The organism is Photobacterium lucens (assembly GCF_009873615.1).
Lineage (GTDB): Bacteria > Pseudomonadota > Gammaproteobacteria > Enterobacterales > Vibrionaceae > Photobacterium > Photobacterium lucens.
The window spans coordinates 1-15,539 of sequence record NZ_SSMG01000412.1; the positions used below are offsets into that span (position 1 = coordinate 1).

At 40.7% G+C, this 15,539-nt stretch carries 15 protein-coding genes and 1 pseudogene; 8 read left to right on the forward strand and 8 right to left on the reverse strand.

The genetic code is table 11. From position 1 onward, the window contains the following. Nucleotides 1-281, reverse strand: a pseudogene (locus tag E5A76_RS16890) (hypothetical protein); the annotation flags it as partial. A gap of 402 nt (nt 282-683) precedes the next feature. Between E5A76_RS16890 and E5A76_RS16895 the strand changes: the two are divergent. Then, nucleotides 684-1,022: a cytosolic protein gene (locus tag E5A76_RS16895; RefSeq protein WP_161119636.1), complete on the forward strand. Its 339-nt coding sequence runs from the start codon at nt 684-686 to the stop codon at nt 1,020-1,022. A gap of 146 nt (nt 1,023-1,168) precedes the next feature. Here E5A76_RS16895 and E5A76_RS16900 read toward each other — a convergent pair whose 3' ends face one another. Further along, nucleotides 1,169-2,137: a nucleoside hydrolase gene (locus E5A76_RS16900; protein WP_161119637.1), complete on the reverse strand. Its 969-nt coding sequence runs from the start codon at nt 2,135-2,137 to the stop codon at nt 1,169-1,171. Between the two features lie 186 nt (nt 2,138-2,323). Between E5A76_RS16900 and E5A76_RS16905 the strand changes: the two genes are divergently transcribed. Next, on the forward strand, nt 2,324-3,115 hold the full coding sequence (locus tag E5A76_RS16905) for a nitroreductase family protein (RefSeq protein ID WP_161119638.1): 792 nt from the start codon (nt 2,324-2,326) through the stop codon (nt 3,113-3,115). Between the two features lie 526 nt (nt 3,116-3,641). On the opposite strand, the gene E5A76_RS16910 is transcribed toward E5A76_RS16905, so the two are convergent. Beyond that, nucleotides 3,642-4,085: an Ivy family c-type lysozyme inhibitor gene (locus E5A76_RS16910; RefSeq protein ID WP_053989215.1), complete on the reverse strand. Its 444-nt coding sequence runs from the start codon at nt 4,083-4,085 to the stop codon at nt 3,642-3,644. Nucleotides 4,086-4,386: 301 nt separating this feature from the next. Between E5A76_RS16910 and E5A76_RS16915 the strand changes: the two genes are divergently transcribed. From E5A76_RS16915 to E5A76_RS16925, 3 genes are all read left to right on the forward strand, one after another. Then, nucleotides 4,387-4,908 (forward strand): hypothetical protein, encoded by a 522-nt coding sequence (locus E5A76_RS16915; protein ID WP_161119639.1) that lies wholly within the window; start codon nt 4,387-4,389, stop codon nt 4,906-4,908. Nucleotides 4,909-5,067: 159 nt separating this feature from the next. After that, on the forward strand, nt 5,068-5,604 hold the full coding sequence (locus tag E5A76_RS16920; RefSeq protein WP_161119640.1) for a heme NO-binding domain-containing protein: 537 nt from the start codon (nt 5,068-5,070) through the stop codon (nt 5,602-5,604). After that, complete coding sequence (locus E5A76_RS16925) at nt 5,604-7,334, forward strand: ATP-binding protein (protein WP_161119641.1); 1,731 nt, start codon at nt 5,604-5,606, stop codon at nt 7,332-7,334. The genes E5A76_RS16920 and E5A76_RS16925 overlap by 1 nt, the downstream gene beginning before the upstream one ends. Nucleotides 7,335-7,437: 103 nt before the next feature. On the opposite strand, the gene mrdA is transcribed toward E5A76_RS16925, so the two are convergent. Beyond that, a complete protein-coding gene (gene mrdA, locus E5A76_RS16930; RefSeq protein ID WP_161119642.1) occupies nt 7,438-9,417 on the reverse strand; it encodes a penicillin-binding protein 2 in 1,980 nt (659 codons plus the stop codon). A 488-nt stretch (nt 9,418-9,905) separates the two neighbouring features. On the opposite strand from mrdA, the gene E5A76_RS16935 reads away from it, so the two are divergent. Continuing rightward, nucleotides 9,906-10,550 carry a 3'-5' exonuclease gene (locus E5A76_RS16935; RefSeq protein ID WP_161119643.1) on the forward strand — a complete coding sequence of 215 codons (645 nt, stop codon included), beginning with the start codon at nt 9,906-9,908 and terminating at the stop codon, nt 10,548-10,550. A gap of 56 nt (nt 10,551-10,606) precedes the next feature. Further along, a complete protein-coding gene (locus tag E5A76_RS16940; RefSeq protein WP_161119644.1) occupies nt 10,607-11,665 on the forward strand; it encodes an endonuclease/exonuclease/phosphatase family protein in 1,059 nt (352 codons plus the stop codon). A gap of 141 nt (nt 11,666-11,806) precedes the next feature. Here the strand turns inward: E5A76_RS16940 and E5A76_RS16945 are convergent, their stop codons facing one another. Both E5A76_RS16945 and E5A76_RS16950 read right to left on the reverse strand, forming a co-directional pair. Then, nucleotides 11,807-13,291: a DEAD/DEAH box helicase gene (locus E5A76_RS16945; RefSeq protein ID WP_161119645.1), complete on the reverse strand. Its 1,485-nt coding sequence runs from the start codon at nt 13,289-13,291 to the stop codon at nt 11,807-11,809. A 146-nt stretch (nt 13,292-13,437) separates the two neighbouring features. After that, complete coding sequence (locus E5A76_RS16950; RefSeq protein WP_053989452.1) at nt 13,438-13,650, reverse strand: DUF2986 domain-containing protein; 213 nt, start codon at nt 13,648-13,650, stop codon at nt 13,438-13,440. Between the two features lie 176 nt (nt 13,651-13,826). On the opposite strand from E5A76_RS16950, the gene E5A76_RS16955 reads away from it, so the two are divergent. Continuing rightward, a complete protein-coding gene (locus tag E5A76_RS16955; RefSeq protein WP_161119646.1) occupies nt 13,827-14,444 on the forward strand; it encodes a DJ-1/PfpI family protein in 618 nt (205 codons plus the stop codon). A gap of 22 nt (nt 14,445-14,466) precedes the next feature. On the opposite strand, the gene E5A76_RS16960 is transcribed toward E5A76_RS16955, so the two are convergent. After that, nucleotides 14,467-14,799, reverse strand: coding sequence for a DUF1840 domain-containing protein (locus E5A76_RS16960; protein ID WP_161119647.1), 333 nt, complete (start codon nt 14,797-14,799; stop codon nt 14,467-14,469). 77 nt (nt 14,800-14,876) lie between these two features. Continuing rightward, on the reverse strand, nt 14,877-15,470 hold the full coding sequence (locus E5A76_RS16965; RefSeq protein WP_161119648.1) for a rhomboid family intramembrane serine protease: 594 nt from the start codon (nt 15,468-15,470) through the stop codon (nt 14,877-14,879). Nucleotides 15,471-15,539: the final 69 nt, after the last annotated feature.

Here is a 15,539-nt window from a genome sequence, read left to right on the forward strand (position 1 = left end):
TTCTCCATTAGCGCAATCAACGTAGACCAAATTAGAAGGTTTTGATTTTCACTTAATAAATAATTTTGAGCTTGAATATTAAACTTTACTACTGGGTGTAGTGGGTAATATGAATGACATATTTTTTTTAACCATGCCCTCTTAGCTAACATAGCAACTGTATCACCAGTAGTTTTACCAAATTTTTGGCGAATATTACCTAGTATTTCAAACCAATAAGTAGGATCTGGTAACGCTAAAAGTTCATCGACAAGCTTATTTTTGATCTCTATATCATCCATTATGCCTACCTTAAACACATGTCACATAAATAGCTAACAGTCTAACCTAAACAATAAACATTAATAATCATAAGCACTATAAAACAGAATGTTATCACTAAACCACCACATGTAAATGCAATTGCATAATAAATTTCATTACAAAATGTAAGGTTTAGGCAGATGTTATTTTGTAACTCTAGCTTTTTATTCATTCCCTCTATCGCTTAATAAGCTAATAACAAGTGGAAATCTGTACAACGTATAAATCATCATTCTGTAAATAAATTTAATACCGAGGCGGATTTTTATCATGATACGGCACAACGTTCATTAGATTTAGCGCCTTTACCAACTCAATCTCTACTTCATTCTGCTTTTGATAGTGATAGAATCCTCACATCAGAACTACCGAGAAAATCTATGTTTATCCATCGTGTTAACGACATCGACTGGCTGGTGATTACAGCTTTTGAAGAGTTTAAAGCTATGTTTATTGAAGAAGCAGGTGCGATCCCCTCTTGCTTCTCAACCACCAGTGAATTGAGTCTAATTGATCAAGCAAAACGTACTTATGGATATTTACCGACACTGAGCGGCGTAATAACCGATACAGGCACGTTTCAAAGTCCAAATAATAAGGAAGATTTAAACCCACAGCTTGCCTGCATAGTTGAAGGGCGTGGTCGTGTGTTTATTTATCACGGTGGTTTTGTGGCGTTTGTGGATGATGAGCAAACCTTTATTACCCGAATAAACTAATATTATTCAGTTAGTTGAAAAACTGTTTCTTTTAGTATATCTACGCAATTGCAGGGTAATTATATATACCTAAGTAACTTGAAGATGCTTGGGTATAAAGGATTGTCCTGCCGCGCCTTGCGTTATATGTGCGACAGGAAGCCACTTTACTGTTGTGAATACTGCACTATTGTCTCTCTGTAGAGTGAAAGTAGCGTTTTATTATCGACTTGTACGCCAACCTGTTGTGCTGGAAATAAGCTCCACTCATCATTCATATAGTTACGTTGATCCACTTTCTGAATTGTCATCCCTTCCGCTGGTCCATCTGTAACAACCCTTACCGGACCACGACGCGTTTTAAAAAGCGAAGGTTGGATAACATAAGCAATGGCAGATGGATCATGAACATGACAACCATCCATTCCAACTTTTTGAGAATAAAACCTTAAGTAGTAACGGCTGATGTCCCAGATAAATTGCCCTACCTCGCCTGCGCCATCTCGTAACTCATCAAGGTATTGGCTGGTAAAAAAGCTCTCTTCCGTCACATCAAGCCCAATAACGACAACTGACCATGATGCGGTAAACACCTTATCGGCAGCATGAGGATCATCATGAATATTCGCTTCTGCAAAGGGTGTTACATTTCCTCTGTGATCATTTTCACCAAACGCACCACCCATCACGACCACTTCTTTTACCAAGTCGACAATGTCAGGCGCAGCATCAAGTGCAAGAGCGAGATTAGTTAGAGGGCCGACAGCCACAAGAGTGATCTCGCCAGGATTTGCTCGAACACTGTCAATAATGAACTGATAAGCGGGCTTTTCAATTGCTTTAACATCGAGTGAGTTAGGTGCTGTCACATCCCCAAAACCTGATTCACCATGCACTACCACTGTTGCTCCAACAGGATCTCTGATTAAGGGCTTATCCGTACCTTTCGCGACGACTGCCTTCATACTGAATTTCTGCTTCAAATAGAGCGCATTGTGAGTGCCATTGTCTATCGTCGCATTACCATAAACAGTGGTGATCCCTACGAGGTCAATATCTGGATGCGCTTCGGCAAATAAGATTGCCATCGCATCGTCGATACCCGGATCTGTATCTAGGATGATTTTCTTTGCCATATCACCTTCCAATTAAATAACTGAAAGAAGTAAACGATACCTATAAATCATACTGATAAAAGTGACTTTACTCTCATGGTGAGGTTCTAACCTATCGTTTTTCATACATGAACCTACTTGCTTAACATCTCAATAACAGGTAGAAATACGCACAGCTATTTTCTTATTGAGTAGGTTGTTTACAGCATGATTGATACCCCTGAAAAAGAACGCACAGCATCTGAGCCACAAGTCACAACATCGTTAACGTCAGCATCCGCAGCCGAACACTATGCGGATTTAATGCATAGCCGTCGTTCAGTACGTAAATATGATGCAGAGGCGGATTTTGATCATGATGCGGTACAACGATCATTAGAATTAGCAACGCTGTCGCCAAATAGCTCTAACATGCAATTATGGCAATTCCACCGCGTGGTAAGCGATGATAAGCGTGAACAACTCGCACAGTTATGTATGGGGCAAAACGCAGCAAAAACCGCCCGTGAGTTAATTGTTATCACCACAACGCCATATAAGTGGAAAGAACGTGCTAAACGCAATGCCGCACAAATTCGTGAAGCGTTTGCTGGGCGTGAAGATGCAACCTCTAAACGTGCTGTAAAGTATTATGAAAAGCTGATCCCGTTTGTTTACCGTAATGATCGTTTAGGCATTATGGGCGCAATTCGTAAGGTGATTGTGGCATATTTGGGGCGTAAAAAGCCGATGGTACGTGAAGTGAGTAAAGCAGATTTACGTGTGTGTTTACACAAAAGCACTTCCCTTGCTGCAATGACCTTTATGACGGCTATGCGTGCGGAAGGTTACGATACCTGTCCGATGGAAGGTTTTGATTCTAAGCGAGCAAAAGCCCTGCTTGGCTTAAACCCGAAAGATGAGATCACCATGATTATTGGCTGTGGTCCTCGCGCTGAAGATGGCATTTATGGCGACCGCCATCGTGTTGATAATAGCGAAGTGATTATTAAACACTGATCCTCTTAATAAAAATGTGGCGGAACGAATTAGCCTTCCGCCATTTATACCTAGCTTCTATTTCTCTGATCACAATAATAACTAGCTATTACCACAATAAACACTCATTGGAAGTGGAATACATTTTGGCGATCCTGCTTTGGATGACACGCTACAAGCCGTAAGTAGTAAACAAGATGTAAGTATTAATAATTTCATCGTCTTAATGCTTTTTAAGAATAAATTAGAGAGGTATCCAAACTTACATTATCAAAACAATTAAATTTATCGCTTATACACATCTTGTAACAGTTATACGATCATTCTTTGTTTTGTTTACCTTAGGTACAGAAACCTATTTACACGACCATACACCGAAGATTGCCTCTTGTGTAAACGTCCTCGCTTACAGATATCATATTCATAACAATGAATTTGTCTTCTATGAGGCTTGAGCAGTAATGCTTTATTATGAAAATAAAAAACGTGCCTAACGAAATTAGACACGTTTTTTGTGTTAGCTACGTATTTACAAAAACTAACGGGATTATTTCCAGTTAGGGTTCTGTAATAGTGCTTGCTGTAGTAAGCCTTTCATGTCGTCACTTGGGTTACCAATGTACTGGTAAGTTGCGTATTTGCTAGGCTTAGTGATTGCGCCATCGGTGTCTTTCACATGCACAACCATGGAATATTCTTTTTTATCTTGGCCTGTTAGTGTGATCATGAAATCACCCGCACAGTTATTTGGCATACAGTAAGACATCGCTTTGTATGACTCATCACCGACTACAATGTTATTAAGTGGTGATTCTACTTTATCGCCAGAAATCCACTCCGGCAGTTGTTGCGCTTCAGGTGCTTGTGTTTGTTCTGCTGCTACGGTTTGCGTTGCTGCTGGTGCCGCTTCGGTTTGTTGTTCTTCAGGCGCTTTATCATTACAGCCAGCCAGTAGTAGAACAATTGAAGTCGCTAATAGTAGTTTTTTCATTTTCTCATTCCTAGATTGATGTACCGCATCATTTCCCCTAGCCACGGTACAAACACTTATACCCAAGCTGCATTAACGCTTGGAAATAATAAGATAACGCTATTTCAAGTCACTTGTGGGTCTAACCTTATCTAATATAGATGCAGAAAGTATCTGAAATTGGTCAAATCTCGGTTAGCTAAGAGAATACTGACATCTCACTTACATAAGCGTTTAATTTTTAATCACTTACTAGATTTTACATACCTTCTCTCGCGTATTTAGGTTAAGGTGTAGTTAGTTAAATAAAAGAAGCGAATCTATGCTAGTTATTACAGAAAAACTGATTACTTTAAAAAATGCTTGGATGGCAAGCCATATTACTGATGCTGAATTTCCAACACCGTTAAGTGAGAAGGGATTAAATCTGTATCAACTGTCCCAAACTGAGTTAACCGCACACGTTGTCGATACTCCTGTTACTTCTTCAGATCCTTCTCTGTCTTTTTACCCTGTTGATTGCCATCCCCTTACTATCCGTTACTCATTAGTACGTGCCAGCCAATGGCAAAATGACGATGAAAAAGAAGCAATTGTTGAGTATTTAACGCAAATTATGTTCGAACCTGATGCAGAAGCCACGCTTTATGTAGGGTTATTTAAAGGTAAGCCTGCAGCTTGTGGCATGATCTTTAATCATTCAGAAGAAGGTGAGCATCACTGCCTTGTGTCAGATATTTATGCTCTACCTTTGCCAAATCAAGATCAACTGATGGAAGAGATTGAAAACTATTTGGTTCATACCGCACAGCAAACCTCGCAATCGGTCACGTTACAAAAATAATGGCAATGGCGAGGCTTATTCTGCAATAGGCTTCGTTATTACTTTCCGCCTTTCACTACTCGCTTTCTGTTTTTGACGAAATTTCATTCTCTGCCATACTAAATAATGTTCTATATTTTCAATTAAATATAAATATATTTTGATCATCTGGTGACGAGTATGAAAGGAATCATTTTTACTGAATTTATCGATATTATCGAAAACACATTCGATCTTGAAGTGTGCCAATCTATGCTGGATCTCGCAGGGGATTCTGGTGCATATACTGCGGTTGGTAGTTATGAACACCAACGCTTAGTGAAGTTAATTATCAGCCTAAGTAAAGTCACTGGTGTTTCTGCCGAACAATTACAACAGACTTTTGGTCGCGCGGTGTTCCCTCGCCTATTACAATTACTGCCCAATTATCACTTTGTAGATTCTAATACGTTTGATTTTATTCGTAGCGTCGAAGCCTATATTCATCAAGAAGTTAAAAAGCTCTACCCTGATACCACCCCGCCAAGTTTTGAATTTACCAATGAAACAGAAACGACGATGACGATGGATTACCACTCTGCTCGTTGTATGGGCTATGTTTGTCTTGGTTTATTAGAAGGCTGTGCCGATTATTTTAACCAAGCCATTGAGATTACGTTAGAGCCGACAGATCAGAAGAATCATGTCCGGTTTCATTTATTATTGAGTAATAATTGATGATTGATCATGAAAAACATATTGAATTATTACAACGTAAACTCGAACGAGAACATGAAGCACGTTTAGTGGCAGAAAAGCTATTAGAAGCGAAAAGCCACGAGCTTTATAATACTAATCAGATGCTTAATGATTCTTTAGAGAAGTTAAAGCTGCAAGCAAAATTCGATTCTGAACTGTTAGCGTACCAAAACAGAATGGAAAATTTACTGCTCAGCTATGCTCGGCTGTTTTTAAAAGAAAGTGCGACTGCTGAAAACATTCAAAAGTTGCTAGACAGTTTGGTTGATGGCAACTATATCACTGGGTGTTATCTCTCTGTCTACCCTACCGATGAAATTACTATTTCAGGTAAATACAGCAGTGGACGTATGCAAGAATGGTTGCCTCCGGTTACTCTTGATACGACTGATATTTACTGGGAATGTGATAAGCATATTCTATGGAATAACCTACATACCCCTTATGGCAATATTGGGGTCTTTGCTGTGAGGATCATCTCTTCTGAAGAAAGGCTCAATGCCATTCAAAAGCAGATGGCACTGTTTTGTGAATTACTCCGTTCAGCGATTGGGCGGTTAATTACGTTTCACCAAGCGATAAATGCAAAAAAACGAGCAGAAGAATCAGAACAATCTACCCGTGATTTTCTTGCCATGATCAACCATGAGTTACGTACCCCATTAAATGGTTTATTAGGCTCTGCCGAGCTATTACACGATACCTCTCTTGATAATCATCAATTAAAACTATTAACGACGTTAAATCACTCTGGCGAGTTATTACGGGCGATCATTAACGATTTGCTCGACTACAGTAAAATCAATGCTGATATGCTGGAGTTAATTGAAAAACCTTTTGATAGCCATTTACTCGCAACTAAACTCGAAGATATTTTTATTCATAGAGCCAATGAGAAAAGACTCGATTTCAATATTTACTATTCACCAGATTTGCCTACCGCTTTGATTGGGGATGAAGATCGGATCAAACAAATTTTCGTTAATTTAATTTCAAATGCGATTAAGTTTACTAGTGATGGTTTTGTTCATGCCAAGCTGTGGTGGGAAGATAACAAGCTACAATTTTCAGTCAGAGATAGTGGTTGTGGAATAGATCAAGCCGATCAACACAAACTATTTAAACCGTTTAGCCAAGTTGATATCACCAGTAAACGTAGCCATGAAGGCACAGGGTTAGGCTTAGTGATCTGTAAACAACTTTGCAAGCAAATGGGTGGCTCTATTCGAGTAGAAAGCTCATTGGGGCGAGGTGCGTGTTTTTATGTGTCTTTGCCACTAGTAATAAGCCAAACCACTGGTTTTCATTTAGAAAAAAAACAACCCAAGAAGATCCCACTCAAGCATTTAAAAGTCTTGGTGGTTGAAGATCTAAAAACCAATCAAATGATCATTCAATTAATGCTCAATAAAGTCAAAATAGACCCTGTGATTGTCGATAATGGTCTGCAAGCGATTGAGCTCCTTGATACAGAATCGTTTGATATTGTGCTCATGGATTGTCGAATGCCCGTTATGGACGGTTATACCGCCACTAAAGCGCTACGTAAGAATAGCTACGATAAACCAATCATTGCCTTAACTGCAGGTACAACAAGTGCTGAACGTGATGCCTGTATTGATGCCGGTATGAACGATATTTTATGTAAGCCCTATCTTGCCTCTGAACTTCATGACATCCTGACAATTTGGGGGGCTTCCATCGAGTAAATGACGAAAAACGGCAAAAACACAAACTAGAGAAAAGATATAAATAGATAACAAAAAGGCCACCGAAGTGACCTTTTGATTCATTGATGATAATTTCAAATCATTAACTTGTTTTTACTTCTGCTGTTTTACTGACATCCACAGGTGTTGCCGATTTATCATCCTCATCTTGCTTTTGCTCGTCAGGATGTAGTGTCGGTTTTACCAAAACATAATCCATGATCTTACGAGCGATCGGTGCGGCATTACGTCCCCAGCCTCCGTGTTCAAGAATGGTTGATACCAATACTTGCGGATGATTAAACGGCGCATATCCCGTAAACAAGGCGTGGTCACGTAGATGTTCAGCAACTTCGTTAGCATCGTAGTTTTCGTTATCAGACATGGTGTAAACCTGACTCGTACCTGTTTTACCTGCTGCTTCATAACCAAGGTTTTGGAACTCTTTACGTGCCGTACCTTTGGTGGTTACTAAATGCATACCTTCTTGGGCAATTTTCCAATCTTGCTCAGGTACAGGCTCGACTTTCGGGAAGTCTTTAAACTTCACGATATTCTCATTTTTACCGTCGATAATCGAATACAGTAAGTGAGGACGATGCACGACACCTGAGTTCGCAACGACTGATGTTGCTTTAGCAATTTGCATTGGTGTAGCCGTCCAATACCCCTGACCGATACCAATTGGGATCGTATCACCTTGATACCAAGGCTGTTTAACATGCTTTTGTTTCCATTCACGCGTTGGCATGTTACCGGATGTCTCTTCACGGATATCAATCCCGGTTAATTCACCATAACCAAACTTATTCATCCACGTTGATAAACGATCAATACCCATGTCATAAGCCACTTGGTAGAAGAAGGTATCTACCGATTGTTCAATAGCTTTGTAGACGTTAACACTACCGTGTCCCCAACGAACATCATCGCGGAACTTACGGCTGTTACTGTTTGGAATTTTCCACCAGCCCGGAAAGTTACGTACTGTATTAGGCGTGATCACCCCTGTAGCTAACGCTGCGACTGCAATTTGTGGTTTCACTGTAGAGCCCGGTGGGTACACGCCTAGCGTCGTACGGTTTACCAGTGGGTGTGCTGGGCTATTTAATAGTTTGCTGTACTCTTTTGATGAAATACCGTGAACAAACAAGTTTGGATCGTAACTTGGGCTTGAAACCATCGCTAACACTGAGTCATCTCGTGGATCTAACACCACAATTGCACCACGACGCGTTTTCGTTACCATTTTACCCGTTTTCGGATCCTTCACTTCTTGAGTTAGTAACTTGTTTGCATAAAGCTGTAGATTTAAGTCGATAGTTAACTTAATGTCTTTACCCGAAATAGGCGGTACATATTTAAGTGTACGAATAATACGACCATGGCTATTTTTCTCTACTTCTTCATAGCCAGATTGACCATGTAATAAGTCCTCATAGTAACGCTCGATACCTAGCTTACCTATGGTACGTGTAGCTTTGTAGTTATTGTAAATACCCTGTTTTTTCAGCGATTCTATGTCATGGTCATTAATTTTTGCCACATAACCTAAGGTATGAGTCAACGCTGAACCATATGGGTAATAACGCTCAAAGTGCGCATCAACATCAACGCCTGGGTAGTGAAATTCATTAACCGAGAACTCAGCAACCTGCTTTTCCGTCATTTGATCAATCAGCGTGACAGGTTTAAACGGACGAGTATGCTTTTTATCTTTCATGAAAGCTGCGATTTCATCGTCAGTCACCCCGAGCAAGGTTTTCAGCCCAGCTAATGTTTCTTGCAAATTCGCCACTTTATCTGGGATCACTTCAAGTGAATACACAGGTACATTTTCAGCAAGAATGATCCCATTTCGATCGTAAATACGGCCTCGGGTTGGCGCTATTGGGATCACTTTAATACTGTTATCATTCGAGCGAGCTTGATACTTTTTGTAGTCTTGTACTTCCAAATGGTACAAGTTACCAATGAGCACACACGATAAGATAATTATCCCAATAAATGAAACGACTGCACGGCGATTAAACAATGATGCTTCGGCATCATGATCGCGAAACTGACTTCTTTCTTTCTTCATAGAATGCTTAATGAGATCTCAATGGCTAGATGCACTCGTTGATATAACGAATTTTATTTATACCCAAGTAACTTCAAGATGCAGTGTTCAGCGAGACGACCTTAGTTCTCAGGCGCGGCAACGATTCGAAGATATAGTGGCTCTACATTGAGAATTGTTAACAAAGCCTGAGAGCTAAGGACGCTCGTCCTTTGGGAGCGTGTCACTGAGCCGACTTCTTGCGTCAGACAACTTGGAAAGAGCTCGCTATTCCGCTTCGTTGCCTTCCTTGAATTCAACTCAGTGACCTCGCTCTGAATCATGCATCTTGAAGTCACTTGGGTATATACTTATTCCGTATAATGCTCGATCTATCGGTAGAATGTAATAACACGTTGGCTGTTTGACGATAATTTGACCTTACTCCCACTAATAAATTCACTTTTCGCAGTTTACAAGCTCTCTTCGGTCGCTAAAATGAAGCTCTTCTCTTTGTAACAGGCTTTACCATGACCCTTTCTCACTCAGCCAATGGCCTTTCTCGCCCTGCTGATAATGTTGTTATTCTCGACTTCGAAACGACCGGTTTATCTCCAAACCAAGGGGATCGCGCTATTGAAATTGGTGCAGTAAAACTACAAAACGGTGAAATTGTTGGTCAATTTCAACAACTCATGAATCCGGGTTTTCGTGTCAGTAGTTTTATTGAAGGCTACACGGGGATCAGTAATAACATGCTCCGTACTGCGCCCTCTTGTGAGGTAGTGATGAATGAGTTTGCTGATTTTATTGGTGATGCCAATTTAGTTGCACATAACGCTTCTTTCGATCAACGTTTTTTAGATGCTGAGCTAGAGCAAATTAACCGTTACTATGGTGGTACGTTTACCTGCTCTATGCTGATCGCACGTCGTTTATATCAAGATGCGCCTAACCATAAATTAGGAACATTAGTCGATTATAAAAATATCTACCATAATGGTGTTTTCCACCGTGCGTTAGCTGACTCAGAAATGACTGCACGATTATGGCTTGTAATGCTTGACGATATTAAACAGCAATATGGCATTAAAACCATTCCATTTGCATTGATGATGAAGTTAGCAAAAACACCTAAAGCAAAGATTGCAGCTTTACTTAGCAGCTACTGTTAATTATTAGGTTACACTGTAATACTTGCTATTCATTTTATTACGATACTGAGAATTCGATGTTGCCACAGACTGATCTACCACTTTCATCATCTACGCCTATCGCTCAGTCAGAAATAAAAGTCGCGAGTTTTAACTTGCTAAACTATCTTGCTCCGCCTGATGCGTACTATGACTTTGAAAATATTTATAGCTTAGAGCAATGGCAGAAAAAGCAACGTTGGATTGTAGCTACGCTTAATGCACAGCAACCGGATATCATTGGTTTTCAAGAAGTATTTAGTATTGATAGCTTGAAAACCTTATTGCTTGAGGCTGGCTACCCTCACTTTGCCACCATTGATACTCCCATTGTAGAAGGCGATTTCATCTATCGTAGCCCCGTGGTAGCAATTGCATCGAAGTTCCCGATTTTAGAAGCCTGTACCGTTGAAGCTGACAATGAAGCAGCACAGTTAATGGGCTGGAATACCTTTGCTTTTAGCCGCAAGCCACTACGTGCCACGATTGATATTCCACATATTGGTGCGACAGATTGCTATGTAACGCACCTTAAATCTAAGCGTTCGTTGTTTGATGAGCCGTTACCAGAGACAATCACCCCAGCAGATACCGCATTATCAGGCTTTATTCGTCAACGTCTCGGCAATTGGGGCTCTGCTATGCAGCGAGGATCAGAAGCGGCATTATTACAATTAGCCATGGTGAAACGTCGTGAGCAAACACAATATCCCATGATTTTGTTTGGCGACTTTAACGATACGTTAGCAAGCAGCTGTTTAGAGCAACTCGTCGCAACAAGTGTGTTTGGTATGTCAGACAGTGAAATTGAACGTTTGATCCATTTTTACTGTTTGTATGATGGCTGGGAGCTGTTTACTTCTATTAGTGACAATGAATCACAGCCACGTCCTGCGACCCATTACTACAACGGTAAAGGCTCAGTATTAGATTATATTTTGCTATCACAGGAATTTAATGCGGGCTATTTGGGCTCACTGTTTGAGGTGAGTGACTATCACACGGAAGATAAGCATTTAGTCGATTCGCATTTTGATATTGATGGCTACAGTACCGATCACGCGCTCCCTATCGTGACATTGTCACTTCGACAATAAACGCTTAATACACATCACCACGTACTTCTTTCATTACGTGTACTTCGTATACTGCAAATACAAAAAACGATTGATACTGCTATTAGCTATCAATCGTTTCTTCATTAATACTGAGCTTTTAGCTAAAGCACGTTAACCGTATTACGCTGTCGCTGCTGCTTTTGGCTTACGATTACGTTGCGGTGCACGGCGACGATCATCTGAGCGTGGCTTTTCATCGTTATAACGACGACGAGGCTTACTGTCAGATGACTTTGGCTTTGCATCAGAATTACGCGGTTTGCTGCAAGCTGGTTTATTACCTTGCTCTTTCGCATCTGTGCCTTGTCCTTGTGGACGACGAGATGCTGGTTTGCGCTTCGCTTGATTGTTACCTGTACGCGTTTCAGATGCCGCAGTTCCTTCACGTGGTGTGAATGGCTTATCTTTCTTTGGCTTCTTCGGTTTTTTCGGTTTAATTGGGCGCGTATCTAGCTTAGATGCTGGCAATGCATTTGTTGGTTTAAAACCGTCTACAATTTCACGCTCTAACACTTGCTGCGTTAAACGCTCAATCGCAGCCAACTCTTTAAACTCATCAGCTGATACCAATGAAATCGCTTCACCTTCACAACCCGCACGACCTGTACGACCGATACGGTGCACGTAGTCTTCTGCAACATGTGGTAAATCAAAGTTAACCACTTGCGGTAGTTGATCAATATCTAAACCACGTGCCGCAATATCTGTTGCTACTAATACACGAATTTCACCTGATTTAAAGTTCGCTAACGCTTTGGTACGTGCGCCTTGGCTCTTGTTACCATGAATAGCTGCAGCGGTAATACCACGACTTTCTAGGTGGGCAGATAATTTGTTTGCACCGTGTTTAGTTTTAGTGAAAACCAGCACTTGCTTCCAGTTACGCTCGCTTAGTAACTTCGTTAATAAGTTTGGTTTTTTCTTCTTATCAACTGGGCAAATCCACTGTTTAACGGTACGTGCTGTTTGGTTACGTGGGTTTACGTCAATCTCAACAGGATTGTTCACTAGCCCTTTCGCGAGCTCACGGATTTCATCAGAAAATGTTGCAGAGAAAAGCAGGTTCTGACGCTCTTTTGGTAGTAACGCTAAGATCTTACGAATATCACGAATGAAGCCCATATCTAACATGCGATCAGCTTCATCAAGCACTAGCACTTCAATATCACGAAACTTCACTGCATTTTGGCTGTGTAAATCCATTAAACGTCCCGGTGTTGCAACCAGTACATCCGCCCCTTTACGCATACGCATCATTTGTGGGTTAACTTTTACTCCACCAAATACGACAGCAGAGCTAATACGTAAGTTTTTACCGTAAGTTGCCACACTCTCGCCTACCTGTGCCGCAAGCTCACGTGTTGGTGTTAACACCAGCGCACGAACATGATTAGGACGAGCAGGACGACCACCCGCTAAACGCTCTAGCAAAGGTAGCGTAAAACCTGCGGTTTTGCCTGTACCCGTTTGTGCTGCCGCCATGACATCTTTACCTTCAAGAATCGCTGGGATCGCTTGTTCCTGAATTGAGGATGGTTTTTCGTAGCCTTGTTTCGCTACAGCATCAAGAATTGGGGCAGATAGGCCTAAAGAGGCAAAACTCATAGCATCTCTCTTTTATATACAACGCCACTATGGCGATAATTGTGCTGATCATGCATCAGCATTTGAACAATGTACTGTTCAACAAGAATAAAACAGGGAAGGTAGCTGCTACCTTCCCTGTCCAAAAAGTACCAACGAGCACGTAATTAAGAAACGCTTGTTTCCGTACTCATAGTTTCTGTTTCTGATGGTGTTGTCGCTGCTTCAGCCGCTTGCGTTTCTTGCAATGCCGCTTCTGCTTCTAACTTGGCACGCTCCGCTTTAGAAATGTAGCGAGGCTTATTACTCTTGTGTAATTTCGCGTTTGCCTTCTTCATTCTTTTTTTAAGCGTTTCGTTAATTTTCTTCTTTCTGTTCATAGTCGCGCCAGCTGATATTTTCATCATTTTTAAACAAGGCGCTGATTGTAATGGTTCAGCGTGGAATAACAAGCTTTATCCATAGAACAGCAGCGAAAACCATCTCAATAACGAGTAAATATGATGAAATCAGTTAGCTATGCTAATCCTTAAGAGGTAGAAAATAGGAAATAAAAATGCAGACTCCACAAACAGTGACACTATTTTTATTTGATCGTTTTCAATTACTCGATGCGTTTGGCCCATTACAGATGTTTGCTCTACTCCCTGAGTTTTATACGCTGCAAACAGTATCGCAAACGGGCACAACGGTGAGCAGCCATCAGCATATTCACATTGAACCTCAATACAGTTTCAACGATAAGTTTCAGTCAGATATTTTACTGATCCCCGGAGGCTCCGGATTGCAAGCGATCATTCATGATCCCCTTACCTTGTTTTGGCTGAAACGTTTTGCACCTAAGCAAACATTAATTTGTTCAGTTTCTACTGGCGCAGCTTTGCTAGCGACCTCAGGATTATTAAATTACCGACGCGCCACAACCAATAAGAAACAATTTCATTGGGTTGAAAAACTAGGGCATAACGTAGAATGGCAATCATCAGCGAGGTGGGTACGAGACAGTAATATTTTTACTGCCTCTGGCGGTTCATCCGGTATTGATATGGCGTTGGCTGTGATTGGGTATCAACTTGGTGATAGTGTGGCACGCAAAGTAGCAATTGAAGCTGAATATCTATGGCAAAATGATCCCGATGATGATCCTTTTGCGCCTTTACATATTGTACGTTAGCTTTATTGATAAAATGCAGCGGTTATTCCCACATCACATAGCTATGATTTTGGATCGCCGATTCTAACAAACCAATGATTGGTAAAGCACGCACTGATAAACAAATCTCAGGCTCGAACTCACCTTCATCTAAATCTGCATCTAAAGGATTAGGCTGCTCAATATCGCCCTGCTTATTTTGTTGTTTCATCATATCGATTTGATGATTTAAATTACGCAATGCCTGTGCGATATCCTCTTCACGTATTGCCCCTGGCACGGTCTCGCAAAATCCCATCATGTGAATGAGCTGCTGAGCAATATCACCAAACATCGTAACGTCATGGCTTCCTTTACTACGAAATGTAATCAGCATAAATCACTCCCTTTCTCTCTTATTATGGCCCTGAATAACATCAGATGTTGAATATATTATTAGACCACTTTGTTGGCTCAGGGTTGCTCATCAAAATGACAATTTAACTTTGCAGCGTCCTTTTTCCCTAAAAAATAACCAACAAAGCCACCAGCAATTGCACCAAACAAATGGCTTTCAAAACTGACCTGATAGTTCATGGGTAAAACGCCCCATATCATTGAACTAAAATACAGCAGAACAAGAAACGTAATGCCCAATGACAATAAGCTCCTTAGTACTAGGCCATATATCAATAAGTAACCCCAAAGCCCGTAGATAATACCACTGAGCCCAACGTGATAACTGATCCGCCCAAATAACCACACACTAAGGCTACCTAACAACCAACAAAGTATGATCACATTCAGTAACCGTGCAACACCACTGAAACCAACTCCTAATGCCAAGAGTGTAAAAGACGATAAATTAAAGAATAAATGTGACCACGAACCATGAATGAAAGGATAAACCACGATGTTTGTAACATGGCTTACATGACGAGGTAATAAACCATAATGATTTAAAGCCCCATTAAAAATATGATTAATTATATAAGCGATAAATGAGACAACCCACACTGAAAGTATAACTAAAAATACCTCTTTCCACCCTACTTTAAAATCAAACATAACACCGACACTACATATTAATTACAAACAAAACATGGTAATAACTTAATCTTACTCATCATATTATAG